Genomic DNA, 24,371 nt, shown 5'->3' on the forward strand with positions numbered 1-24,371 from the left:
GCCTTCGGGGTCGATGGCAAAGCGGGGAAGGGCGGCGGCGTCCACGCGCTACTCCCCCGTGGGCGTGATACGGGCCCGCTTGGGCCGGTACTCGCCGACCCCGGCTGCGGGGCCGACAGCCGGGCCGTCGCCTCCTGCTGCTGCCGTCTTCCTGCCGGCCGCCCGGGCGGCCACCGGTTCGATCAGGTCCTCCATGCGGCACTGGAGGATGTCGAGGAGCGCTATCAGTGTGGTCAGGCTCAGCCGTTCCGGACGCTCGACGACCAGCCGGTAGACCTGGCTGGCCGACAGGTCGATTCCGCGTTCAGCCAGCAGGGGCCGCAGATCGGTGGTGGAGAACATGCCGCGGGTGGCCATGACCTCCCGCAGATGCCACCGGTAGTCCAGTTTCGTCGTCACGTCGTCTCCCTACTGTCCCGGGTGCAGGGCCTTGTCCAAGACCTTGCGCATCATCGTGTTCATGAAGTCCCCGCTCACGCCTAATGGTGGAGTCGGGTATTGGAACTGCCTGAATACCTGTCTGATCTATGCCATGTGTGCCTTGTGGCGGCTAGGTCTCCGCGTGTGACTGTGGCAGCGACCGGGAAAATCGGGTGCCGTGCGAAGGGTGGCCCGCCAGGATGAGGATCATGACTGGTGAGACGCCCTTGGGGAGACGGCAGCACGTGGGAGAAGCGGGGCGCCCGCTTGCCTTGGTCACGGGGGCGGGCCGTTCGGCGGGGATCGCGGCGGCCGTGGTGCTGAATCTGGCCCGGGCCGGGTGGGATGTGGCCTTCACGTACTGGACTCCGTATGACGCGCGGATGCAGTGGGGCCTGGAGCCGGGTGCGCCCGAAGAGCTGCAGAAGAAGGTGGCGTCGCTCGGGGCGAGAACGCTTGCGGTCGAGGCGGACCTGAGCGACCCGGCCGTGCCGGCTCAGCTCTTCGACAGAGTCGAGCGTGAACTGGGAAACGTCACCGCGCTGGTGCTCTGCCATTGCGAGTCGGTCGACTCCGGCTTGTTGGACACCACGGTGGAGAGCTTCGACCTGCATTTCGCAGTCAATGCGCGGGCAACCTGGCTGTTGATCCGGGAGTACGGGCTGCGGTTCCGCGGACAGCACGGCAGCGGGCGGATCGTCAGCCTGACCAGCGACCACACGGCCGGCAACCTGCCTTATGGGGCAAGCAAGGGAGCGATGGACCGGATCACGCTGGCGGCCGCCCGTGAGCTCGCCCACCTGGGAGTGACCTGTAATGCGATCAATCCCGGACCGACCGACACGGGCTGGATGACCGAAGATCAGAAGGCGGACATGATCCGCTTCACGCCCCTGGGACGCCTCGGTGTGCCGCAGGACTGCGCGAATCTTGTCTCCTTCCTCTGCTCTGCAGAGGGCGGATGGATCAACGCCCAGCTTCTCCAGAGCAACGGCGGCATGGGTTAGCAGCGCATGGCATTGGCTCACGGGCGGCTGGCGACGTCGGCTGCGTAGGCGGCCCAGTCTCCGGCGGCGGCTCGCTGCCATTTGACGGCGACGGTGATGTCGATGCCGAGGGTGCGGGCGAGGACTGCTGCGGGCAGTTCCGTGGCGAGCTGGAAAAGAGCAGTCGAGCGGGCTTCCGCGAGGCGGATGCCGAGTTTGCGGAGGCGTTCGCCCATGGCCCAGGCGCTGATCGGGCGGCCGGGCTGGCCGCCGGGGAAGAGCCAGGGTGAGTCCGTCCGGGCGAGGACGGCATGGCTGCGGCGGACCGCGACTTGGTGGAGGGCGAGTTCAGCGACGGGTGTCGGTAGTTCGACCGGGACGGCGCCGAGGTGGATACGGACGGCTGTGTCCGTCTCCTCGACGTGGTCGACGGTGAGCCGGGAGATCGTGGCGGGCCACTGGGCATAGAGGAGCAACAGCAGGCCGGCGAGGCGGTCTTCGGGCTTGAGGGCGTCGTCGTGCAGCAGGCGTCGCGCGGTGTCCCAGCGGGCCTCGTCGTCCATCGGCTGGGTGGGGCCGTTCCATCTGACGGCCGGGAAGCTGAGGTCGCGGGTGATCTTCTGGGCCAGGGCCCAGCGAACGAAGTGGCCTGCCTCTGTGCGAAGGAGGACGCCGTCGCTGGTCATCCAGCGATCAAGATCGGCCTGTCGGCAGGTGGTCAGGGTCAGATTCTGTTCCTCGAGCCAGTCCAGGAGATAGACGGCCGCCCGCAGGTGCTGCCGCGCGGTCGCGAGCTGGTAGTGGGTGATCTCCTTGCCGCGGCTGCGTCGGCGAAGCCGACGTAGAAGGTGCCAAGTTGCGTACCGGTGCAGAATTTTGCGTCCCTCGACCGTCGTATGGGAGGTGACGAGGTCCTTTACGTGCCGTTCGAGACGGATCATCTGCTCGTCTCGTTTAGGCAGGACTCCGGCGGCGACGAGAACGCTGCGGATGTGCTCCACGACCTTGCCTTCCGGGAGCTCATCCAGGGCCTGGTGGGTGAGAGGGCGGCGGCCGGAGCCAAGATCGGACAGGACGGTGGATACGATGCCTTTGGAGAGCCAGCTCATCGCGGTGCGGGCCCGTTCGGTGCTGGCCAGGGCGTCGTAGAGGGGCTGCAGCTTCGAGGGTATGGAGCCGGTATCGTCGGCGAGGAGATCGTGGAGCCGCTGCTTGAGAGTGCAGCGAGGACACGGACCCGGCGCGTGCAGCCGCTCGGCTTGTCCGCAAGTGGGACATGGGCGCCAGAGCTCGGCGTCCGGTGTCGTGCACGGACCGCAGATGGGCGCGTCGGCGGTGCCGGAGTGGATGCCGCGGAGTCCTCCGCAGATGGTGCAGTGAGCTTGTCGTTGGAAACAGCCGCGGCAGCGGGGCAGGCCGGTGAGCTTCGAGAGTGTGCCGGGCGCGGTGCGGCCGCAGATCGCGCAGACCAGGACGGGCAGGGGGCAGCAGTTGGGGCAGAGGGGACCGTCGGCGGTGCGGTTCTGTACTCGGCGTCGTTCGCCGCAGCTGATGCAGACCTCGGTATTCGCGGGGTCGGTGATCAGGCAGTTCGGACACAGCGGTCGCCCCTGGTCGTCGCGAGTGGCCGGCTCACGCCGGGCCCCGCAGCGTACGCATTCTTCGACGCGGGACTTGGCGATGCAGTTGCGGCAGACCCGCTGTCCGTCCAGCGGCTTGTCGATGCGGACCACCCGGCAGCAGCGAGGACAGGCAGGCCGGACGATCCCAGCGACACCGGCCTCGTGCAGCAGCTCGATGAACTTCAAGATGGCGCGATGCGGCGCCAGGTAGCCCTCTCCGGTCAGCAGCCGGGGATTCTCCTCCAAGGCCCAGACCACTCGCTGGCGATAGTGGGGACGGTCGGGCGCCGTCCGGCGGAGAGCCTCGGCGACCGCATCACGGTCGGCGCCCGGGGCGATCGCGGTGATCAGGTCCTGGACGACCGTGACAGGATCGCGGTGGTCGTGGTCGGGACACACCTTGCAGCGCGGCAGGCCCTTACGGTCGCGGAAGCCGACGCGACGGACGTTGCCGCAGGCGGTGCACTCGGCGGTTTCCTGCCCGCAGACTGAGCAGTACCAGTCCTGCCCCTTGCGTTGAAGAGTCCGCAGAATCTTGCCGCACTCGGCGCAGAGAGGTGGTGCGATCACCGAGGCGCCGGCCTTGCGGAGCTCGATGAGCAGATCGCCGATGGCCCGGGGCGCCGGGGACCGGCCGTCGGTGAGGACAGCGGGCCGTATGGCCAGGGCCTTGGCCAAGCTTCGTGACTTCGCTCGGCCGCCCGCGACCGCGGTGACCACGGCCCGGATCATCTCGATGCCGAGTTCCCTCTCGATGTCGGCGACGAGGTCGGTGATCAAGCCGACCGGGTCTGTGACGGCGCGGTCGAGCTGGTCAGCCGTGGTCATGACCGGTCAACACTCCTGATCCGAGCCCGCTTTGGCCGCAGCCCGCCAAGCCCCTCCACGGAAGGTGCCGAGCCACCGGCAGCGGCCTTCTTCGGCTTCTTCACGGCGCCGGCCGCCGCGATGGGCTCGATGAGGTCGTCCATGGTGCAGTCGAGGATGTCGAGCAGGGCCATGAGGATCTTCAGGCTCAGTCGCTCCGGTCGCTCGACGACAAGCCGGTAGACCTGGCTCGATGACAGGCTGATGCCGCGTTCCTTGAGCGGTGGGAGGAGGTCGGTGGTGGAGAACATCCCGCGGTCGGCCATGACTTTGCGCAGGTGCCAGTGGTAGTCGAGCTTGGCGGCCATCGCCGGATCCTTCCTCTTCAGGCTCCGGCGAACGCCGGGGCCAGTGCCTTGTGCAGGGAAGTGTTCATGAAGTCGTCGCTGACGTGCGTGTAGATGGCCAGGGAGCTGTCGCACTCGTGGCCGACCTGCTGCTGGATGAACCGGCGGTCGACTCCGTCCTCGGTCAGATGCGTGACGTAAGAATGTCGGATTGAGTGGGGAGTCAGGTCTTTTGGGAGCTTTAGAGCGTCTCGGTATGCCTCGAACCGGTCGTTGATGGAGCCGGGCTGGAGACGGCCCCCACGTTCCGTGATCCACAGAGCCGGGTGATCGGGGAACCCGAAACGAGGCCGAACGTTTTCGACGTAGTCGGCGACCGCCTCGACGGCCCAGTCCATCACCGACAGCACGTTCCGCCGCCGCGGCGGCTGGCCCTTCTTCGCCTTGCCGTAGCGGACGTTGAGCGTGCCGTACCGGCCGAACTGCCGGGCCTGCGGATTGCGTCCGAAGTCGACGACATCGAGCTTGGACGTCTCGGTCCGGCGAAGCCCCCACCCGTAGATGACCTTGAACAACGTGGCGTCGCGGTAGGCGGCGAGGGCCCCCTTGCGCTTGGCCTTCACCGCGCGTGCGACCTGGTCGTCGGCGTAGTCGAGGAAGCGCTGCAGCTCTTCCCTTGTGAACGGCCTCGCCTCTGGATTGCCTTCGTAATCCTGCAGGTGAGGGAGGGTATTCCACTCATGGCAAATCGCCACCGGGAAGGTGCCGAAGGCTTCTTCGCACGCTGGGACCCAGCCGTATCGGGCATCGATGAGGAGCTCGGTGAACAGCCCAACGGTGCCCTGGTAGCTGCGGATCGTGGAGGGTGCCAGGCGCCTCTCGCTCGTCAGCGAGGCCGACCATTCGTCCAGATGGGAAGGCGTCCATCGCCAGGGGTACTCGTTGGTGAACTCCAGGAACCGGCGGATCAGCCGTTCCCTCGGGGCGATCGTCTCGTCCTTCAGCCCTCGCGACTTCTGCTGAGCACGCCAACCGCGCAGCATCGCGTCGAACATCGCGTCCTCGGGACGCAGCTGAACGACCCCGGAGACGAGCTCCATGTGGGCCGAGCCGGCCAGGGCCACCTTGCGCTGATGCACCACTCCAGACCATCCCTTCTGGAGAGCAGATCATGCATCAGAAGGGATCAACTCGGCAACATCCCTGTTCAGGAGGCCAGTTCGTAGAGGCTATGGACTCCTTCCGTTTCCCCCCACGACCAGGCGACCTGCGGTTTCTCGCCCGTCTGATGCAATTCCGGAGGGTTGGTGTAGAGCGCGGTCGTCGAGGCGTAGCGGTGGCCGACCTGCCGCTGGACGAACGCTGGGTCGGCTCCGTCCTCAATCTGGTGGGTGACATGGCTGTGCCGCAGACAGTGCGGCACGAGATCGGAGTCCTCTCCTCACGAGTCATCGGCCGTCGACCCGCCTGCCCCTCGTAGTCGACGAGGTGTGCGGCGGTGTTCCACTCGTGGCAGATCTGCACCGGGTGCGTGCCGAAGCGCCGTTCACATTCCTGGGGCCACTGGTAGTGCGGCGAGGTGATGTAGTCGCTGAACAGGCGAACGGCCGTCTGGTGGCCGCGGATCGTCGACTCCGCGCGGTGAAGTTCCGCGATCAGGTACGTCGTCCACTCGTCCATCGCGGCGGCCGACCAGTTCCACGGGTAAGCCCCAGCGAAGTCGTTGAACTGGCGCACCACGCGCAGACGGTCGCCGATCGTCTACGCCTGCAGTACGCCGGCCTCCACGTTGCTGCCGCGTCCAGCCCTCCAACATCGCCTCGAAGACGGTGCCTTCGGGATGCAGCAGCGTCACACCGTTCAGCAACACCAGCCCGGCAGAGCCTTCGCTCAAGTCCGTCGTCGTCACGCCGCCCTCTTCCTCAGGGTGCGCGAATCATGTGTCAGATGACTGATCCACGGCAAGAACACAGGTCAACAGCCTGCCCCGCCCACCCTCAGGAAACACAGTGATGCCGCAGGTCCCCAGCTCAAGCCGCCCGCATTCACCCATCAAATGCAATTCCCCGGAGTCCATCAACACCCAAGCCTGGACCGCCTACGGCAAACGCCAACTGGCCCGCGCCTGCATGCCGCCCGTTCCCGACCAGATGTCCTGGGCGCCCTGAGAGGAGGCCGGTCCGGGGCTGCCATCCTCGGGCGACATCTCCGGCCGGCGTGTCCTGGACATCGGCTCCGGCGCCGGCCACCACGCCGTGTATCTCGCCCAGGCCCACGGCGCTCGCGTCACCGGAATCGGGCTGTCCCCGACTCAGCACGAACGCGCCGTGTCCACGCACGCGGCTGTGCCCGGCGTGGAATTCGCGCACGGGGATGTGGCTGGCTACCTCGCCGGGGCTGAGCCGTTCGATGCCGCTTATGCCATCGGCACCTTGGCATTCATCGACCCCCACCGCGTACTGCCCGCGGTGCGCGAGCCTCGGGTTGTGTTCACGCCGCACTACCTGGACGCGGGCCGTTCCGTCACGGCAGGCAGCCTCTCGCGGTACGCCTCCTTTGCCCGCACCAAACGTCAGCACAGAGGTGCGGCTCGTCCGGTGCGGCACGCGCCAAGCAGTTTCGAGTCAGCCGATGGAGGAGATGCCGCCCTCGCGGGCGTCGAGCAGCTCGTCCCAGTGCTCGGCAGCCCATCGGCAGCCCATCGGCACGCGGCGGCCAGCGGCTCCAGCATGCTGCGGCCCAGCGGTGTCAGCGCGTACTCCACCCGCAGTTTCGGGTCGGCGTACACCGTGCGTGACACGAACCCGTTCCGCTCCAAGCCGCGGAGCGACTGGGTGAGCACCTTCGGGGTGACGCGGCCCAGTGGCACGCGGAGTTCGGAGTATCTGCGCGGGCCGTCATCCAGGCAGCGGAGGACCATGGGTGCCCATTTGTCACCGAAGCGGAAAGGCAGCAGCGAGGACGGGCACAGCTCGTCGAACAAGTCGGGTGGCAGCGGCGGCCGTTGCGTCATCGAGAGTCTCCCGTCTCCGGTCTTGGTATCCAGCTGGTGACCGACCTGCTGGATATCTTCCTGAGCATCGGCGCAACGGGAGGTATTCCGACGACGGGCAGGATCGTGGCTTTCGGGGCGGGTGGCCGCCCGCCTGCTCGGCAACCTCACCGATCCGCACCCGTCCCCCTCTGGGCGGAAGGCAGTCGGCTTGCCGATTCGCACCTCATCAGAGGAACGGGCGTCGAATGAACACCATTATTTCGACCTATAAAGGTAAGGCAGAACACTATGCAAGACACTATGCGTGCAGCCCGCTTCCATGAATACGGCGGGGCGGAGAGCCTGGTGATCGAGCAGGCCCCCGAGCCCCACCCCGGACTTGGTGAGATACGTGTCCGTGTCGCGGCGGCCGGCGTCAATCCCATCGACTGGAAGCTGCGCGCCGGCGCCCTGCAGCAGCTGATTCCCCTGGAGCTACCCGCCGTTCCCGGGCGCGACGCCGCCGGCGCGGTCGACGAAATCGGTGACGGAGTGCAGGGGGTGAGCATCGGCGACCGCGTCTTCGGGCTGGGCGGTGTCACCGGCGCAACCGCAGAGCTGGTCGTCCTCTCGGCCTGGGCCCACACCCCCGACACGTGGAACGACGAGCAGGCCGCGGGCGCCGGTCTCGCGTCCGTGACTGCGATGCGGGGCCTGAACGCGCTCGGCTCCCTCGCGGGGCGCACCCTGCTCGTCGAGGGCGCCGCCGGAGGCGTGGGCAGCGCGGCAGTCGAGATCGCTGTGGCACAAGGTGCCACCGTGATCGGGACAGCCAGCGAACGCAACCACGAGTTCCTCGCCTCTCTCGGCGCCGTTCCCACCACCTACGGCCCCGGCCTCGCGCAGCGCCTGTCCGCTCTCGCTCCGCACGGCGTCGACATCGCGCTCGACACCGCGGCCTCCGGATCCCTGGCCGACCTCGTCGCGATCACGGGCGACCCGGAGCGCGTCGCGACGGTCGCCGACCATGCGGGCGGGCAACGCCTGGGCACGCATGTGGTCAACGCGGAGAACGACTCCACCCTCCTGTCCGCGGCCGCGGAACTGGGCCGGCAAAGCCGCTACACACCCCGTATCGAACAGACCTACCCCCTGGAGCGGATCGCCGACGCCCACGCGCACGCCGAGCGCGGACGCACACGCGGAAAGATCGTGATCTGCATCTGAAGCGGGGGCATGGCACAGATGCGCCAGTCCGCCAAGCGATGATCTTGGTGGGCCGGCGCTGACTGCTCAGCGCTGGACGTCTGCCACTGACGGATGCTCGAGTCCGACGGGAACGTGATAGGAGACGCGCCGGATCAGCAGCCGAGGCCGGGCCCGAAAGCGTCGGCAAACGACCGTCGTCCGACACTCATACGCGTGATCACAAATCCGCAGGTGAGCACTGTCGACAACTCCCGCCGGAAATCAACGTCGGTGAACGGTCGTCGAGGTGGTTTCCGACAATGCTTCTTGGCTACTGCCGCACTTCGACGGCCGACCAGAACCCCGACCACCAGATCGACGCGCTTCTCCGCAACGGCGTCGATGCGACAACATCCACGTCGACGTCGACGTCGACGGCACGATCAGCTGGACCGGGGCACCTTGAACGCTTTGGCCGGACAGCTCGTCGTCACTCGTCGGCGAACTGGTTGTTGCGGTCGATCTCCGGCATGTGTGTCTCGGCCCAGACCCGCAGGGCGGAGAGCGGGCCTTCGAGGGACAGGCCGAGCCCGGTGAGCCGGTAGTGGACGGCAGGCGGCACCGTGGCTTCCACCCGGCGCGCGACCAGGCCGTCGCGGGCCAGGCTCTGCAGGGTGACGGACAGCATCTTCTGCGAGATGCCCGGGATACGGCGCCGCAGTTCCGCGAAGCGGAGCTCGTCCGGAGCCTCTTCGGCCAGCACCTTGACCACCATCGACGTCCACTTGGTGCCGATGCGGTCGAGTAGCTGACGGGTCGGGCAGCGCGGATCCAGCAGGTCACCGCGGACACCGGGCCGCTGGTCACGTCCGCTGGGCGTCGACGTGGTCACCCGGAGCTCACCACCTGATTCAGAAGTGCCGTCTTGGGCGGGCCAGGTTAGTTCCCTAGCGTGACCTTGTCACCATCGTTCACCACACCTGGAGGGCCCCCATGCCCGAGCTGCGACGCGTCCCCGTCAACGGTGTCGAACTGAACGTCGCCCTCGCCGGATCCGGCCCGGCCGTCCTGCTGTTGCACGGCTTCCCGCACACCTGGGAGCTGTGGACGGATGTCATCGCCGATCTGTCCGGCCGCTACCGCGTCATCGCACCGGACCTGCGCGGGTTCGGCGCGAGCAGCCGGGCCGCCTCCGGGTACGACGCGGGCACCCTGGCCGAGGACGCCGCAGCGCTCCTCACCGCGCTCGGCGTGTCCTCGGCCGCGGTGGTGGGCATCGACGCGGGCACCCCGCCGGCCTTCCTCCTCGCCCTGCGCCGCCCCGGTCTCGTCCGGCGCCTGGTCGTCATGGAGGCCCTGCTGGGCGGGCTGCCCGGTGCCGAGGACTTCCTCGCCGACGGACCGCCGTGGTGGTTCGGCTTCCATTCCGCCGCGCCCGGCCTCGCCGAGACCGTGCTGGAGGGCCACGAAGCCGCGTACGTCGACTGGTTCCTGCGCTCCGGCACGCTCGGCGCCGGGGTGCGCCCCGCCGTCCGGGACGCCTTCGTCCGCGCGTACACCGGTCGGCAGGCGTTGAGCTGCGCGTTCTCGTACTACCGGGCCCTGCCCGAGAGTGCGGCACAGATCGAGCGGGCAGTCGCCGCCGGCCGCCTGACAGTGCCGACGATGGCGCTGGGCGCCCGGCCCGTCGGTACTGCGCTGGAACGCCAGCTCCGCCCGGTCACCGACGATCTCACCGGACACGTCATGGAGGACTGCGGCCACATCATCCCGCTGCACCGGCCGCGCGCCCTGCTCACGCTGCTGCGTCCGTTCCTGGCCGGTGAGGACGCCGTAGCAGCCTGACCGGAGCGAGGGCCCGAGGGACCGCGCGCCGCTGTCGAGGACACTCTTGCGGGTCTCGTGCTCCCACGGTTTCCCCTGGTCACCTGCGCTGCGGACGCAGGTGACCAGCCGGCCGGACTGTCGGTCCGACCCCGGTCAGCGTTTGATGCCCACGCCCGCCAACAGGCTGATCTGGGCGTCCGTGGGCTCCGTCCCGTCGGTAGGCCCGGCGGGCCGCCAGCGGTGGCAGCAGCAGATGCCGGGGTCGATCAGGTCGAGCCCGTCGAAGAAACGGCGGACGTCGCTGTGTGAACGGAACTGCACCGGAGTCCCGGAGCCGGTGTAGATCTCCGCGACCTTGTTCCAGGTGACCGGGTCGAAGTCGGGCGTGCAGTGGTTCATGGCGAGGGCGCTGCCGACCGGGAGGGAGTCGAGCAGCCTGCGGACGATGGCGTGCGGGTCGTGCGGGTCGGTGATGAAGTGCATGAGCGCGTTGAGGTTGAGGGCGATGGGCTGGTCGAAATCCAGGACCCCCGAGGCGTCCACGGCGCTCATCAGTGCGTCGGGGTCGGTGACGTCGGCCTCGATGTAGGCCGTGCGTCCCTGCGTCGTGCTGCGCATGAGGCGTTCGGCGTACTTGAGGACGAGGGGGTCGTTGTCGGCGTACACGACGCGGGCATCGAGCGCGACGGACTGGGCGACCTGGTGCAGGTTGGGCTCGGTCGGGATGCCCGTACCGATGTCGAGCCACTGGCGGATGCCGTGCTCCTGCGCCAGGACACGGGTGGCCCGGTGCATGAACGCCCGGTTCTCGCGGGCGGTCACGAAGATGCCGGGGTGGGCGTCGGCGGCGACCAGAGCCGCCTCCTTGTCGATCTCGAAGTGATCCTTGCCGCCGAGAAAGTAGTCGTACATCCGGGCCGAGTGCGGCCTGCTCGTGTCGAGATCCCGGCCGGCCTGGCTGGTGGTCATGTTCTCCCCTTCATGCGTGTATCTGTCGGCCCGCAGGCCAGGATCGGGACCGGTGTCGCCGCCCCTTCCGCTCGCCGCCGGCTCACCCGGCGGCCAAGTGATCGGCCAGACCCTCTTTGACCCCGCGGACGAACGCGGCGATCTCCTCCGGCGCGTAGATCAGCGCCGGCCCGGCCGGGTCGGTCGACTGCCGTACGGCCACACGGCCGTCGGCGAGCTTCTTCGTCTCGACGCACTGACCGCCGTTCGGCCCGCTCCACGGGCGCTCCCAGCCCTGGTCCCCGAGATCGCGGGCCGACATTCCGTTGTAGACGCCCTTGTCGGTGATCGTCACGAGTACTCCTTGCGCATGCGGTTCAACAGCGCCCTGCTGTCCTCCGACGACGTCAGCAGCGCCATACGGGAATGCGCCTCCAGATGGGCGACGACGTCCGCGCGCTGGTCCAGGTAGACGGAGGCAGACAGGAGTTCGCTGTAGACGATGTCGGGCAACTCGGGTTCCTCGAACCGGAAATACGTGAACGGGGCACACGCACCGACATGCGCACCGGCGGCGAAGGGAACGATGTCAATGCTGACGTGCGCGAGCTCCGACATGTCCAGGAGCCGCTCGATCTGCTCCCGCATCACGTCAGAACTGCCCACCGCCCGGTGCAGGACGGCTTCCTCCATGACCACCCACAAGGTGGGGGCGTCCTCCCGCTCCAGCAGGCTCTGGCGGCGCAGCCGCAGCTGCACGCGGCGCGTGAGCTCCTCCTCGCTGCCGTTCGGCAATCCGCCGAGCAGCACGGCGCGGGCGTAGTCGGGAGTCTGCAGGAGGCCGGTGACGTACTGGGGTTCATAGGTGCGCAGGGTCTTGGCGCCGGTCTCCAGGCTGACGTAGGCGGTGAACCAGCTGGGGACGGCGTCCCGGTAGGAGTGCCACCAGCCGGGCTCATTGGCCTGTTCGGCCAGGTCGACGAACTCGTCTATCTCCTGGCGGTCCGCGCCGAAGGTCTCCAGGAGCTTCTCCACGTAGAGAGGCTTCAGCGCGACCTCGGCCTTTTCCAGCCGACGGATCGTCAGGGTCTTCACGCGCAGTGCTTGTGCCGCGTCCTCCAGCGAGGCACCGGCGCCGAGCCGCATGTCCTGCAGCCGACGGCCGAGGATCATGCGCAGGACTGTCGGTGCGCTGGCGCCGGAACGGGCTTCACTCACGCCCAACCTCCTGAGGGATCATCAAGAACGCCATTCTGACAGTGCCTTGATGACGACGCCAGCCTGATAGCCGCGCTGCTGAAATTATCAGGGAGTCGGTTGCAGCGTGAGTGGATCACGCGCATAGTTGACATGTGAGCGGTCAAGTCATAGCTCTGACACAGCATCCGGCCCCGGACAGAACACGTGGTGCTGATGCCGTCGTCGGCGCCCACCTCGGGGCGCCGGTCTCGGCACACGCCTCTCACGCCCTCGGGCTGCAGCCCGCATCCCCACATCGCGCCTGCCCCCCGGAAGGCACTGGAAGGCGACATCCGTGAATCTGCCCACGCCCTCAGCCCCGGTCTCGACTCCCGCCTTAGCCACGTCCGCGCCTCGTCGGGAGCACTGGATCGGCCTGCCCGCCCTGCACACCAGCGCGCGATCCGCCCGCGACACCGTGCGCGATCGGCTCCGCGCCTGGCAGGTGCCCGGCGACACATGCTGTGACGCGGTGCTGCTGGTCTCCGAACTGACCACGAACGCGGTGGTCCACACCGACAGTGCCCGTGTCCTGTGCGGCCTCATGCTGACCGGTGACGAGCGGCGCCTGCGTATCGAACTCCACGACGACGACCGCACCCCGGTGCGCCCGCCCGAGCACCTCGCCGGGCCCGGCGAGGAAGGCGGGCGAGGTCTGTTCCTCGTCCAGCAACTCGCGGACCGCTGGGGCTCCGCACGCTCGACGCGGGCCGAAGGCAAGGTCGTCTGGGCGGAGTTGACGGCCTATCCCTGACGCCACAGGTACCGGCCGGGCACCGAATACGGTGCCCGGCCCAGCAGCGACAGTCCGGATCCAGCCTGTACAGGGACGGCCTAGTGCGCACCGGGACAGTTCCCCCGGCCAGCGGCAAGGACCGCAGCCGGCAACCGCACGGCCCCGCTACGTCCCCTTCACGCGGCGAGGAATCTTCTCCTCGATCCACCTACAGAAGGCGCCCATGACCCCGCACGGTGAAACCGCTTCTCCCGTCGTGCTGTACGTATGCGCCGACCGGGCCCCGGGCACCCCGGGGCCAGCCACCCAGCGCGCGCAGACGGAAGGCCACGCCTTCGCCCAGGAGCGCGGACTGACGATCGCCGAGGTCGTCACCGACACGTTCGGTGAGCCCGACCCGGCCCGGCGCAGAGGGTGGCGGCGTGTGAGACAGCTGGTGCAGACAGGCGACGTCACCGCGGTACTCGTCCGCTGGCCCAGCGCCATCGCCCCGGAGTCCGCGCAGGATTTGCGGCACCGCGAGACCGCCTGGCTCCACGACCGCGGCGTGCGCGTCCGGTACACCTGGGCGCCCCTGTCGTCAAAGAGCGACGAGGCCCGATGATCCCGCCGGGCGGTGTCCAGAACGAACAGGCTCAGCCCGCGACCGTTCGCGTGTTCATCGCCCTCGCCCCACCCGACGACGCGAAAGAGGAACTCGCGCGTGAGCTGCTCCCGGCCTACGACGCGTACCCTCACATGCGGTGGAACCGCATCGAGGACTGGCACATCACCCTGGCGTTCCTCGGAGAGCTTCCGACCGAGGCGGTCGCGCTCCTGCGCCCGGAGCTCGCGCAGCTCGCAGCGGCCGCGCAACCTCTCCGCCTGGCGCTGCGCGGCAGCGGCAACTTCGACGAACGGGTGCTGTGGAGCGGGATCGACGGGGATCTGGACGGGCTGCGGCTGCTCGCATCCGACGTGCGTGCCGCAGCCAGGAGCTGCGGCGTCGTCTTCGAGGACCGGCCGCTGTGCCCCCATCTGACGCTGGCCCGTGCCCGCAGGGACGATCGTTCCTCCGCAACGAAGATCGCCGCGGGACTCGCCGGATTCACCGGCCGGCGATGGCAGACCGAACGCCTGCACCTCGTCGGCAGCAACATCGGCCGCGGGCCTGGGCCGATCCACTACCGGGACATCGAATCCTGGAGCCTCGGCAGCGGTAACTGAACCAATCCCCGGCGGTTGCCGGCAGCCCTGGTGACGCGCTGCTCCCTCCCCACCACGGTCAACGCCTCAGTGCGTCCATGAAGAGGTCGACGAGTGTGCGGGCCTGCTCCTTGGTGCCGCACTGCACGGAATAGGCAATGCCACCCATGAGGAGCAGGACATTGCCGGGAGCGACATCGGTTCGCAGGCTGCCGTCTCGGGCGCCGGCCGCGAGGAGGGTGGCGACGGCGTCGGTAAGGAGGGCGCGGCTGTCGGAGTACGGGTCGATTCCGGAAGCGATGACCGCGTTGAGGGCTTCGGACATACCGCTCTTGGCCGTGGCGTACTGGATGAAGTGTTCCATCCACATCCGGGTGGCGTCGGCGCCCGAGTGCCGGGTGAGGAGATCGTTCACCTTCTCGCACACGTGGGTGAGTTGGCGCCGGTAGGCGGCATCAATGAGCACTTCCCGAGTCGGGAAGTGCCGATAGAGCGTGCCGACACCGACGCCCGCCTGCCTGGCGATGGCGGCAGGCGCGGTGTCCAGTCCCTGTTCGGCGAAGACCTGCGCGGCGACCTCCAGGAGGCGCTCCCGGTTCTGCAGTGCGTCACTCCTGGTACGGCGGGGTGCAGCGGGCATGCAGGTTCCTTCAGCGCCGGATTCCGGTTGTCTTGCGGAACGCGTTCCACTCAACTCTAAGCGGAATATGTTCCGCTAAGACTCTATGCCAGGAGACACTCATGCCCCTCTCTCCGACAAGGCCGTACGTCACTGGTTCGCCACCGGAGCCTCCGGCGGCCTGGGCCGCCATCTGACCGAGCACGCCCTCCGGAATGGCGACCGCGTCTCGGCGGCCGTTCGCCGCCCCACCCGCACCGGTTTCACCTCGGCCCTGCAATACACATCGTCCCAACCAGCACTCCTGCGCAATCCCATCGGATTGTGAGCATCCTCAGAGAACACGAAGGGCCCCGGGATCGAACGGCACTTCCAGCAACCGTATTTGAACCCCGCTCAGGGCGTTGCTGAGACTGGTGACCGTACGGCGACGCTCCGGCGGACCGCGAGGTCAGTACCCCTGTGACAGAACGAAGACGTCGCTGAGGATCCCCTGTGACTCGGTGCGAGATAGAAATACACCCGACCGCATGCACCGCATCACCACTCCTGGGGAACACCATGAAGCACACGCGCATCGCCGCTCTCGCCGCCGTCAGCCTCGCCGCCACCCTCTCGCTCACCGCCTGTGGCAGCGACAACTCCGCGCAGGGCTCGGTATCCAAGGACTCCTCGTCCACCGCGGGCTCCTCCTCCTCGGACAACCAGTCGTCCTCGGACACCGGCTCGAAGTCGCAGAGCAACTCCGGCTCCGACGGCTCGCAGGCCGGCAGCGCGAAGTCGGGCTCCGGCCAGGACACCGCGGCAGAGACAATCTCGAACGGCACGACGACCGGCGGCAAGACCACGTTCTGCAAGACCAAGGACCTGGCCATAGACGCCGCGCCCGACTCGGCGGACCCCGGCAGGGTCAACATCACCATGATGAACCGGGGGGCGACCACCTGCTCGGCAACAGGCTTCGCGGGCGTCGACATCAAGGACGCCGACCACACTTCGAACCCCATCGAGCGCGGCCACGCCCAGCCCCGTATCACCACCCTCAAGCCCGGCGACGCCGCTGTCTTCGACATCGCCTACACCGCCGACAACAGCGGCAACAGCCTCTCCTCCCCGACCAACATCCTGGTCACACCCCCGAACGAGACCCACACCGTGACCCTGAACTGGCCCACCGGCGCAAGCGACATCAAGGGCGCCTACACCGACGTCCAGGTCTACCCCACCCACACCGTCAACTGAGCCGTGATACCCGCAGCCGGCACGTTGGAGCCGAGCCACGTCCAAGTAGGTGCGGTCGCCCGTGCGGCAGGCCGCCCCCATCTGGTCGAGCCGATCGCTGGGTCCGGGGCGGTGGTGTTCGGCGCTGCCGGCGTGGTGGACATGGCGCCCCTGTGCCAAGAGCGTGTCGAGACTCAGCCCCTGCGGGTGAAATCCATGATCCAGTTCGTCACCCAACTGCGTTGGTTGTCCGCAGAGAAGGCCTGCTCCCAGCGGGCGGTCTTGTCGATGATGTCCGACCACAGGAACCGCATGCATACCGCCGTGTCCGCCTACGTGTCATCGCCGTAGAACTCACCGACACCGTCCTCCCGGAGCCGCCCCCGCACTGGCGGGTCCAGTCGGCCGAACCTGCTGTTGGACCAGTTGAGCGACCACTCTTCGGTGTACTGGTCGAACAGACGCAGCGTCAGTTCTCCACCGGTTCTCATTCCACCAATCGGACGGGACCACGGGCGAAGTAGTTCCGCGCACCAAGTGCGCGAGCAGCCCTTGAGACAGATCTACCTCCCACTGCGTGTAGGCGCTTGAGGCGCCCGAGAGTACGGGTGTCTTGTATTCGTTGCCGCCGCTGGCAATCACTACGGTCATCTCCGCCGGGCTCCCAGGAACCCACGCGTTCAAGGCCGCCGCGGCAACATTCGCGGCGCGGGCCCGAGGACCTGCGGTGCCTGCTGGCGAGAGAAGTACGCCGGGTGCCGGCGGCAACGGGGACATACCCAAGTAGGTCTTTCCCGGTTCCATCCAGAAGAGACCGACCATGGTGCCAAGGTCCTGGGGGTAATGCTCTGGCGGCGTCGATTCCAATGCCAGCCCCTCACTTCTCGGCCGACTGTCGGGAGGCGGCCTACGCCGGAACTCCCGAACTTGGACGGGCTCTTGAGCGATGCTGCTCGGTTTGAGCCACGCATCAGGTACGGGATGGACCAGCTGCGCACGTGCTGCGCCCGTTCGCTACACCGAGCAACTGCTGTCTTGCAGCCCCGAGGGCTGGGCATCGGTCTCCCCCGGCTGGCGGCCGTCCCCCGCACCGCAGCACGGAGGAGAGCTGGTGCCGCCGATCCAGACGGCGCTGGACTTCGCCTTCACCCCGATCGAGCTGAAGCATCTCGTCCGCGTCTCACCCACCACGACAAAGGCCCTGGCCTGGCCTGGCCCCAGGCTCGCGCACCCCCGCAGACCTACCGGCAGCGCTGCGCGGCTTCGGGAGAGATCGCGGCGGTCAGGGGCGGATCCGGGCGCTGAGGCGATTCAGCAGTTCGATTCCGCGTCGGAGTTCCTCGCGCTCCTGCACGGTGAGCTCGGCCTCGATGGCGTTTCCCAATACGTCGGCGCGGGAGCTGCGGTCCTCCTCCAGGACGGCACGGCCGTGGACAGTGATGTGCACCAGCAGTTTGCGGCCGTCGGTGGGATGCGCCTCGGTGCTGACGAGGCCGACCGCGGTCAGGTCCTTGACCGTTTTGGCGGCTGACTGATGACGGACCCCACGCGCCTGAGCGAGTTCGGCGATGTTCCGCGGGCCGTCCCGGTCGAGGAGCCCGAGGACGGCGCTTTCGGCGGCGGGCATCGAGTCGACGCCCTGCTTCGTGCTGCGGACCAGCCGTCCTACAGCTTTACGGAGGTCCTCGGCAAGCTCGCGACTCTGTGTCATCAGGCCAGCCTACCGGAATATCTACAAGTGTACTGTACAGTTTGCTTGTAGATATTGACTCCTTCGGTATGGCAGAGAGAGACACCCCATGCGGCTCACCAAGTACGGCCACGCCTGCGTCCAGGTCGAACAGGACGCTCGGCGACTGGTCATCGACCCCGGTGGCCTGACCGACCCTGCTGCCCTGCACGGCGCCTCCGCCGTCCTGGTCACCCACGAGCACTTCGATCACTTCTCCGAGGCTGCGCTGCGTGCCGCCGCCGATGCCGACTCCGGCCTGGAGATATGGACGAACGCCGCGGTGGCCGAGCAACTGGACGGCCTGGGCGGCCGGGTGCACCGGGTCGGCGACGGCGACGTCTTCACCGCCGCCGGATTCGAGGTTCAGGTCCATGGCACCTGGCACGCGGTGATCCACCCGGACATCCCGCGCGTCACCAACATCGGCTTCCTCATCGACGGCACCGTCTTCCACCCCGGCGACGCGCTGACCGTCCCCAACCAGCCGGGCCTGGGCACCCTTCTCCTGCCGGTCCACGCGCCCTGGTCCACCGTCGGCCACCTCGTCGACTACGTACGCGAAGTCGCCCCCAAGCGCACCTACGCCATCCATGACGGCGCCCTCAACGACACCGGGATCGCCATGGTGGGCGGGCTCCTCGGCGAACACGGCCCCGGAATCGGTGCCCCCTACACCCGGCTGGCCACCGGAGACACGGTGGCAGTGAACTGAATGGAGCCGCCGTGCGCTACACCACGATCCTCCACCGGGGGCGGACCGCCGCGGCGCGGATCCAGGGCGACCGTCTGATCGTCCTGGACGCTGCCGACGCGGTCCAGGCCATGACCAACCCCACCCCCTGCGGGAGATCGCCGAACTCAGCCCTGCTGACGCTCACTACGCGCCGGTCTCCCCGAATCCGGAGCACATCTTGTGCGTCGGGCTGAACTACCGCAGCCACATCGCCGATCTGAGGCTGGCGACACCCCGCTACCCCACCCTGTTCGCGAAGTTCCGCTCTCAGCACTCGCCGGTCCGTACACATCACTGCCGGATCCCGGCAACAGTGACCAGATCGACTGCGAAGCCGAACTCGCCGTCGTCGTGGGCCGCCCGGCCCACAGAGCGGAACCGGACCAGGCGGCGTTGGCCATCGCCGGCTACACGGTTGTCAACGACATCTCCATGCGCGACTGGCAGCACCGCACCAGCCAAGCGCTCCAGGGCAAGACCTTCGACCGCACCACCCCGCCCCGACCCGTCCTGGTAAGCCCCGACGAAGTCGACCACGCCCACGACCTCGCCATCGGCTGCGACGTCGACGGCCAGTCCCGCCAACGAGGCTCCACCCACGACCTGCTTTTCACCCCTGCCGACCGCGTTTCCTACGCCGGTCAGTTCCTGACCCTGCTCCCCGGAGACCTCATCTTGACCGGAACCCCATCGGGCACTGGCGAACCCACGGCCGACCACCTCCGCCCCGGCCAGACCTCGCATACCTGGATCGACGGCATCGGAGAATGCCGCAACACCATCACCCATGACGACAACTCCACAGCCACAACCCGCTGATACATCGAGCACCAAAAGGTGTCCTGCTCGTGCCGGTGGCGGAAGGCGTCCAGCTCGATCGCCCCGGCGGCAGCATCAGCGGCTCGTCCGAGTCCGCACTTCCCATGCCCGCCGTCTGAATCTGCCGTCTGTCACCCCGCGCACAGGGCAACCCGTGGGCGATCGTCAACTCTCCGACCGGGACGGCGAGATGGAAGTCCTGCACTTCCCCGCCTCCTACAACCTCGTCCAGCACACACTCATCGAGGACAACGTCGCCTCCGGTTACGGTGCCGTCGGGTCGGTGTTGGCCGCATACCTGGCAGTCACTCTCCTAGCCACCGCGCCGCATGGGGCGGGACAGCGCCGGGACCGGCGCGGCTGCGAGCGGGTGCTGATCCGGGAGGAGACTCTCGGCTCAGCACGTCCCAGGTAATCGCCGCTGCTCACCGGTCTCCTGACGGCTCGGTCACAGTCGCCCACGTCGACAACCGTTGGGGCGATGGAGCCTATGGCTACCGCCGAGCTGGATACGCCGATCCGGCCGGCTGGCACGACTATGAGACGGCGGTCTTCCAGACAGCCGGGCGGAATTGTACCCGGGGGTCCTGCTCTAACGTCCGGACAACGCGAACCGGAACATCTGAGGCCGATTTCGAAACGCGCCCCAGGTACTGAGCGCATGAACGGCCCGGCTTGCCGTGTCGGTTCGGGGTGCTGGGGGACGCTGCAGCCAGAGCGCCCGTACCTCACGCCTCACGCGCGCGAGAATTAGCCAATTACCCTTAATGGTAATTAATCTACCCCATGTCGCGATTGTCGTTCATTAGTCAAATTATCCATTTGACGCAAATGCGCTTGTTAAGCGTAGGCAATTACCTAAAGGTGGGCCTGTGGGTAGACCAGCCCACAGGCATAACTCAAGGGGGAACCATCAAAAACGGAATGAAGATCTCCGCTGCAGGATTAGCCGCCGCATTGATTGCACTGGGCGCATCGGCCGCACCTGCTGCCGCGAAAGACGGAACAGATACTTCCCGAGCCGCCGTAGATGCAAAGCTGCAGGAAGTTGTCGGCTGTACTTTCACTGCGGAGGCACCCGGGAAGCTGACCACGAGCACAATGGTTGGCGCCGGAAGGATCAAGACATGCACGACGCCGAAGCCCGGCTCGTGCCGCCTTCAAGTGAGCATAATGAAGGGCGTCAGCACGATCGCCCACAAGGACGGCGGCTGGGGAGCCTGCAAAAAGACCCTCGGACCCACGCACAAATGCTCAAACCTGGTATCCAAGGTCGTGTACTACACCGAATCCATACTTCAGGTTGAGTACAAGGGCCAGCACGACTGCCCCGAGGCCCGTCAGCCTGGAAACCTCGTCAACGAGCGATCCCTGCATCGGATTCAGCCACAGTCGCGTCCGGCTTCGCGGGCGCTGAGAGTCTCGCTCTTCGACAAGGTAGAGAGACATCGGATGTTGGTCCCCGGGAGACGCGATGTGAACGCCGTCTTTACCGGGCCCGATCGGCGCTTGCAGTACTCCGCTCCAAAACTTCCCCAGTTCCAGAGGATCAGAGCACTCTATTTCGATCTCACGCATTGCTAGGCCCATGCCGCCACGTTACCTTCGGCCCATCACAGATAGGACTGGAACGCGGTGATAGGCCCGGCGAGCGCTGGACCCAGCCAGGCACCCCGGGATCCGGACGGGGGAACTACGGCGGAGCCATGCGGCCAGCACCACCGCGACCCTGTGCGCACACGCCCCGACCCTGAGCATGGCCTGTTCAGCGATGAAGCGTGAAGTGGTCAGGCACCAGGCAATGCCTCGGGCCGGGTCATCCTCGTCCGTCATGGACGGTGCGGCCTGGTGCAGGTCGAGGGACCTCGCATTGCGACAGTTAGGTTGCCTTCTGGGGGTGGGCCACCATCGAGACCCTGCGGCACTCCCGAGTACGCATCGAAGAGCTCTTTGAGCTGACCCACATGAGTATCCGCCAGTATCAACGGGCGGACAGCCCAACGACTTCGCCTACCTTGCCCAGGTCGGGGACCGGCTTTGAGCCTTCGAAGACCGCTACAACGCCACTGCACAGCCGATCCCCCAGGAAAACCCTCCATCGCGCCGGCAGCTTGATCAGCCCAGAGGGACTTCCGGAGCCGACCACCGAGCGATGGCGCCCGCGGAAGCGGCCTGACCGGGTCCGCGGTCCCGGCGGCTCGTTCGTCCGGCCAGAGTAAAATCTATGACCGAGTTGCTTTTTCCATCAGGTACCCCTTTCCATGGGCACCATGAATCAGCCAGACATTCCTCCCGTGCTCGTCACCGGGGCGACGGGCCGGGTCGGCCGCGTCGTCGTCGACCAACTCCTCGACGCGGGCGTGCCGGTCCGCGCCCTCACCCATCGCTCCGAGGCGGCGGCGACGCTGCCGGCGAAGGTCGAGGTCTTCACCGGCGACCTCACCGTCCCCGAGTCGCTCGACCCGGCATTGAACGGTGCCGGTGCGGTCTTCCTCGTCTGGACCGCCCCGCCCCGGACCGCCGCGGCAGTCGTCGAGCGGCTGGCAGCCCATGTGCGGCGGGTCGTCTTCCTCTCCTCCCCGCACCAGACGCCGCACCCCTTCTTCCAGCAGCCCAATCCCATGGCGGTGCTGCACGCCGACATCGAGCGGCTCATCGCGGCCACCGGACTTGAGTCGACGATCATCCGGCCGGGGATGCTCGCGTCGAACTCGCTGGCCTGGTGGGCGCCCGCGATCCGGGCGGGCGAGGTCGTCCGGTGGCCCTACGGCGCTGCCGAGACGGCACCGGTCGACGACCGCGACGTCGCAGCCGTCGCGGCGCGGACGCTCCATCAGGACGGTTACGTCGGCGGCGACTACGTCCTTACGGGTCCCGAGTCGCTGACCCAGGCCGCGCAGGTGGGCGTCATCGGTGACGCCCTGGGGCACCGGATCGCATTCGAGGAGATGACACCGGACGAGTTCCGGAGCCTGTCGGACGGCACCGCGCCCAGCTCGGTCGTCGACATGCTGCTCGCCGCGTGGAGAGCGGCGGTCGGACAGCCCGCGTACGTCACCACTGCGGTGGCCGACATCCTCGGGAGGGCGCCGCGAACGTATCGGCAGTGGGCCGCCGACCACGCCACCGCGTTCACAGAGGGTTCGTAACCTCGTCGACCGCGGCCTGCGCCCCCGGCCGCAGCCCTCAGTCCGCCGCCGCCCCAGCGGTCGCCGGCGGGACGGCGTGCCGGACCGGGGCTTCAGGGAGTGTCGGTCGAGACGAGGTACACCCTCTTGCCGTGCGGGAAGGTCCGGTCGACGGTGATGTCGACCGTGGGCTGCGGGCTCTTGCGGGTGACGGTCGTACCGGCCCAGTCGCGGGTGTCGGGGAACTTCCAGCCGACGGTCTTCGCGTCGCGCGGGCTGACGGTGATCTTCCCGTCCTTGAGCGCGGCGGTGCTGGTGCCCGCCTTCTTGAGGAAGGCGTCGAGGCCGGCCTGGTTGGTGGTGAACCGCACGTACAGCCTGCTGACCTTCCAGTTGCTGGTCTGGTAGTACCAGACGCCCACCGCGTTCTCCGGGATCGGTACGTCGAACGTGCGGCGCAGCACCTTCGACGGCCAGTGGTGGGTGAGGCCGGTCGCCATGGCCTCCTTCTCGTTGGCCCGGCCGCCTTCGCGGCTCTGCGCGGCCGAGATGGCCAGATAGCCGGCCGGGATACCGATGAGCAGCACGATGATGACCGCGGTGAGCCATCGGCGGCGGATCATGTGCCGGTGGTCCTCCGGCGACTGTCCACCGCCCTCGGGGGGCGAGGTCTGCTGCGGCACGGACGTCGTCATTACGGGGATCCCTGGGTGGTGCGGGTGGTACGGGCAGCCTGTGCGTACCGCTCGTAGCGCTCCACACGGCGGCGGTTCGCCCTGCGGAACCGCCGGGCGATCAGCCTGGAGAGGTCGGCCGCCCCGACCATACCTGCCTCGGGGCCGAGCTGCGCCTTCGTGATCCTGGCCTCGGGGCGGTAGCCGCGGCCGGTCAGCTGGCGCCGGAAGGCGTCCCGCGCGGGTCCGATGAGCAGGTCGTCGGCGGCGCTGACGCCACCCCCGATGACGAAGCAGGACGGGTCGAGCGCGGCGGCGAGATTGGCGATGCCGACGCCCAGCCACTGGCCGATGTCCTGGAACAGCTCGACGCACATCGCGTCGCCCTCGCGGGCGAGTTCGGTGATGAGCGGCCCGGTGATGTCGGGGATGTTGCCCTTGACCCGGTCGATGATGCTGTACGCCACCGGGGAGTCGGCGGCGGCCATCTCCTTGGCCTCACGGACGAGGGCGTTGCCCGAGCTGTACTGCTCCCAGCAGCCGCGGTTTCCGCAGGGGCAGCGGTGGCCGCCGGGGACGACCTGCATATGACCGAATTCACCTGCGACGCCGTACTTGCCGCGCTTGACCTGACCGTCCTCCAGGATCGCGCCGCCGATACCGGTACCGAGCGTGATCATCACCAGATGGTCCTCGCCCCGGCCGGCGCCGAAGCGCCACTCGGCCCAGGCCGCGGTGTTGGCGTCGTTGTCGACCATGACGGGAACGGCGAGCCTGCCCTGGAGCGCGTCGCGCAGCGGCTCGTCGCGCCAGGCCAGGTGAGGGGCGAAGAGGACCCTGGAGCGGTCGGCGTCGACCCAGCCGGCCGCTCCGATGCCGACGGCGTGCACATCGTGGCGGTCGGAGAGATCGAGGACCAGCTCGACGATGGTGTCCTCGACGACCTTGGCGCTCTTGGACTTGTCCGGCGTCTCGGTCTTGATCTTCTCCAGGATGACGCCGTCGGCGTCGACGACGCCCGCCATCACCTTCGTACCGCCGATGTCGATGCCGACGGTCGGGACGCGGGGCGCTGTGAGGTGCGAGCGCCGCTCGCGGGTCCCGACGGTCCGCAGGACCGTGGCGCGGGCGGAGCCGCGGTGCGCGAAGTCACGGTACGTACTCAT

27 protein-coding genes and 2 pseudogenes are annotated in these 24,371 nt (G+C 67.9%); 13 read left to right on the plus strand and 16 right to left on the minus strand.

Annotated features, from left to right (window positions below):
• Positions 1-48: 48 nt before the first annotated feature.
• Positions 49-399 (minus strand): helix-turn-helix transcriptional regulator, encoded by a 351-nt coding sequence (locus tag OG210_RS01835; protein WP_328333085.1) that lies wholly within the window; start codon positions 397-399, stop codon positions 49-51.
• 230 nt (positions 400-629) lie between these two features.
• Here OG210_RS01835 and OG210_RS01840 point away from each other — a divergent pair, with 230 nt between their 5' ends.
• Positions 630-1,427 carry an SDR family oxidoreductase gene (locus OG210_RS01840; protein WP_328333083.1) on the plus strand — a complete coding sequence of 266 codons (798 nt, stop codon included), beginning with the start codon at positions 630-632 and terminating at the stop codon, positions 1,425-1,427.
• Between the two features lie 17 nt (positions 1,428-1,444).
• Here OG210_RS01840 and OG210_RS01845 read toward each other — a convergent pair whose 3' ends face one another.
• The 4 genes from OG210_RS01845 to OG210_RS01860 all read right to left on the minus strand — a co-directional run bounded on the left by OG210_RS01845 (position 1,445) and on the right by OG210_RS01860 (position 5,566).
• Positions 1,445-3,856: a site-specific integrase gene (locus OG210_RS01845; RefSeq protein ID WP_328333081.1), complete on the minus strand. Its 2,412-nt coding sequence runs from the start codon at positions 3,854-3,856 to the stop codon at positions 1,445-1,447.
• Complete coding sequence (locus tag OG210_RS01850; protein ID WP_328333079.1) at positions 3,853-4,203, minus strand: helix-turn-helix transcriptional regulator; 351 nt, start codon at positions 4,201-4,203, stop codon at positions 3,853-3,855. Before OG210_RS01850 ends, OG210_RS01845 begins: the two co-directional genes overlap by 4 nt.
• A 17-nt stretch (positions 4,204-4,220) precedes the next feature.
• Complete coding sequence (locus tag OG210_RS01855) at positions 4,221-5,324, minus strand: tyrosine-type recombinase/integrase (protein ID WP_371534869.1); 1,104 nt, start codon at positions 5,322-5,324, stop codon at positions 4,221-4,223.
• A 65-nt stretch (positions 5,325-5,389) separates the two neighbouring features.
• Complete coding sequence (locus tag OG210_RS01860; protein ID WP_371540134.1) at positions 5,390-5,566, minus strand: hypothetical protein; 177 nt, start codon at positions 5,564-5,566, stop codon at positions 5,390-5,392.
• Here OG210_RS01860 and OG210_RS01865 point away from each other — a divergent pair.
• On the plus strand, positions 5,519-5,662 hold the full coding sequence (locus OG210_RS01865) for a hypothetical protein (protein WP_371540577.1): 144 nt from the start codon (positions 5,519-5,521) through the stop codon (positions 5,660-5,662). The two genes, OG210_RS01860 and OG210_RS01865, sit on opposite strands and share 48 nt — an antisense overlap.
• 748 nt (positions 5,663-6,410) lie before the next feature.
• A pseudogene (locus OG210_RS01870) lies at positions 6,411-6,653 on the plus strand (class I SAM-dependent methyltransferase); the annotation flags it as partial.
• Between the two features lie 153 nt (positions 6,654-6,806).
• On the opposite strand, the pseudogene OG210_RS01875 reads toward OG210_RS01870, so the two are convergent.
• Positions 6,807-7,195 (minus strand): annotated as a pseudogene (locus OG210_RS01875) (winged helix-turn-helix transcriptional regulator).
• 282 nt (positions 7,196-7,477) lie between these two features.
• Here OG210_RS01875 and OG210_RS01880 point away from each other — a divergent pair.
• Positions 7,478-8,383 (plus strand): NADP-dependent oxidoreductase, encoded by a 906-nt coding sequence (locus tag OG210_RS01880; protein ID WP_371534870.1) that lies wholly within the window; start codon positions 7,478-7,480, stop codon positions 8,381-8,383.
• A 451-nt stretch (positions 8,384-8,834) separates the two neighbouring features.
• Here the strand turns inward: OG210_RS01880 and OG210_RS01885 are convergent, their stop codons facing one another.
• Positions 8,835-9,236 (minus strand): helix-turn-helix domain-containing protein, encoded by a 402-nt coding sequence (locus OG210_RS01885; protein WP_328333058.1) that lies wholly within the window; start codon positions 9,234-9,236, stop codon positions 8,835-8,837.
• A 101-nt stretch (positions 9,237-9,337) separates the two neighbouring features.
• Here OG210_RS01885 and OG210_RS01890 point away from each other — a divergent pair, with 101 nt between their 5' ends.
• Positions 9,338-10,189 (plus strand): alpha/beta hydrolase, encoded by an 852-nt coding sequence (locus OG210_RS01890; protein ID WP_328333056.1) that lies wholly within the window; start codon positions 9,338-9,340, stop codon positions 10,187-10,189.
• Between the two features lie 135 nt (positions 10,190-10,324).
• Here the strand turns inward: OG210_RS01890 and OG210_RS01895 are convergent, their stop codons facing one another.
• The 3 genes from OG210_RS01895 to OG210_RS01905 form a co-directional block, all read right to left on the minus strand.
• Positions 10,325-11,140: an SAM-dependent methyltransferase gene (locus tag OG210_RS01895; RefSeq protein ID WP_371534871.1), complete on the minus strand. Its 816-nt coding sequence runs from the start codon at positions 11,138-11,140 to the stop codon at positions 10,325-10,327.
• 82 nt (positions 11,141-11,222) lie between these two features.
• Positions 11,223-11,441 (minus strand): DUF397 domain-containing protein, encoded by a 219-nt coding sequence (locus OG210_RS01900; RefSeq protein ID WP_371540136.1) that lies wholly within the window; start codon positions 11,439-11,441, stop codon positions 11,223-11,225.
• A 29-nt stretch (positions 11,442-11,470) separates the two neighbouring features.
• Positions 11,471-12,337: a helix-turn-helix transcriptional regulator gene (locus tag OG210_RS01905; protein ID WP_328333050.1), complete on the minus strand. Its 867-nt coding sequence runs from the start codon at positions 12,335-12,337 to the stop codon at positions 11,471-11,473.
• 316 nt (positions 12,338-12,653) lie between these two features.
• Between OG210_RS01905 and OG210_RS01910 the strand changes: the two genes are divergently transcribed.
• The 3 genes from OG210_RS01910 (at position 12,654) to thpR (ending at position 14,300) form a co-directional block, all read left to right on the plus strand.
• Positions 12,654-13,112, plus strand: coding sequence for an ATP-binding protein (locus OG210_RS01910; protein ID WP_328333048.1), 459 nt, complete (start codon positions 12,654-12,656; stop codon positions 13,110-13,112).
• A 205-nt stretch (positions 13,113-13,317) separates the two neighbouring features.
• Positions 13,318-13,698, plus strand: coding sequence for a hypothetical protein (locus OG210_RS01915; RefSeq protein ID WP_328333046.1), 381 nt, complete (start codon positions 13,318-13,320; stop codon positions 13,696-13,698).
• A complete protein-coding gene (thpR, locus tag OG210_RS01920; RefSeq protein ID WP_328333044.1) occupies positions 13,695-14,300 on the plus strand; it encodes an RNA 2',3'-cyclic phosphodiesterase in 606 nt (201 codons plus the stop codon). Before OG210_RS01915 ends, thpR begins: the two co-directional genes overlap by 4 nt.
• Positions 14,301-14,358: 58 nt before the next feature.
• Here the strand turns inward: thpR and OG210_RS01925 are convergent, their stop codons facing one another.
• On the minus strand, positions 14,359-14,919 hold the full coding sequence (locus OG210_RS01925) for a TetR/AcrR family transcriptional regulator (protein ID WP_328333042.1): 561 nt from the start codon (positions 14,917-14,919) through the stop codon (positions 14,359-14,361).
• Between the two features lie 540 nt (positions 14,920-15,459).
• Between OG210_RS01925 and OG210_RS01930 the strand changes: the two genes are divergently transcribed.
• A complete protein-coding gene (locus OG210_RS01930) occupies positions 15,460-16,140 on the plus strand; it encodes a DUF4232 domain-containing protein (protein WP_328333040.1) in 681 nt (226 codons plus the stop codon).
• 311 nt (positions 16,141-16,451) lie between these two features.
• Here the strand turns inward: OG210_RS01930 and OG210_RS01935 are convergent, their stop codons facing one another.
• On the minus strand, positions 16,452-16,610 hold the full coding sequence (locus OG210_RS01935; protein WP_328333038.1) for a hypothetical protein: 159 nt from the start codon (positions 16,608-16,610) through the stop codon (positions 16,452-16,454).
• 791 nt (positions 16,611-17,401) lie between these two features.
• The gene (locus OG210_RS01940; RefSeq protein ID WP_328333036.1) at positions 17,402-17,830 is read right to left on the minus strand and encodes a helix-turn-helix domain-containing protein; all 429 of its coding nucleotides are present in this window, start codon (positions 17,828-17,830) and stop codon (positions 17,402-17,404) included.
• A gap of 88 nt (positions 17,831-17,918) precedes the next feature.
• Between OG210_RS01940 and OG210_RS01945 the strand changes: the two genes are divergently transcribed.
• From OG210_RS01945 to OG210_RS01955, 3 genes are all read left to right on the plus strand, one after another.
• Positions 17,919-18,563, plus strand: coding sequence for an MBL fold metallo-hydrolase (locus tag OG210_RS01945; protein WP_371534872.1), 645 nt, complete (start codon positions 17,919-17,921; stop codon positions 18,561-18,563).
• Positions 18,564-18,764: 201 nt separating this feature from the next.
• On the plus strand, positions 18,765-19,403 hold the full coding sequence (locus OG210_RS01950; protein WP_328333031.1) for a fumarylacetoacetate hydrolase family protein: 639 nt from the start codon (positions 18,765-18,767) through the stop codon (positions 19,401-19,403).
• Positions 19,404-19,557: 154 nt separating this feature from the next.
• A complete protein-coding gene (locus tag OG210_RS01955) occupies positions 19,558-19,818 on the plus strand; it encodes a hypothetical protein (RefSeq protein WP_371534873.1) in 261 nt (86 codons plus the stop codon).
• 839 nt (positions 19,819-20,657) lie between these two features.
• On the opposite strand, the gene OG210_RS01960 is transcribed toward OG210_RS01955, so the two are convergent.
• Positions 20,658-20,993 (minus strand): VOC family protein, encoded by a 336-nt coding sequence (locus tag OG210_RS01960; protein ID WP_371534874.1) that lies wholly within the window; start codon positions 20,991-20,993, stop codon positions 20,658-20,660.
• Between the two features lie 680 nt (positions 20,994-21,673).
• On the opposite strand from OG210_RS01960, the gene OG210_RS01965 reads away from it, so the two are divergent.
• Complete coding sequence (locus tag OG210_RS01965) at positions 21,674-22,552, plus strand: NAD(P)H-binding protein (protein WP_328333025.1); 879 nt, start codon at positions 21,674-21,676, stop codon at positions 22,550-22,552.
• Between the two features lie 92 nt (positions 22,553-22,644).
• On the opposite strand, the gene OG210_RS01970 is transcribed toward OG210_RS01965, so the two are convergent.
• A complete protein-coding gene (locus OG210_RS01970; protein WP_328333023.1) occupies positions 22,645-23,226 on the minus strand; it encodes a hypothetical protein in 582 nt (193 codons plus the stop codon).
• Positions 23,226-24,371, minus strand: coding sequence for an ROK family glucokinase (locus tag OG210_RS01975; protein ID WP_327294388.1), 1,146 nt, complete (start codon positions 24,369-24,371; stop codon positions 23,226-23,228). Before OG210_RS01975 ends, OG210_RS01970 begins: the two co-directional genes overlap by 1 nt.

The organism is Streptomyces sp. NBC_00466, assembly GCF_041433995.1.
GTDB lineage: Bacteria > Actinomycetota > Actinomycetes > Streptomycetales > Streptomycetaceae > Streptomyces.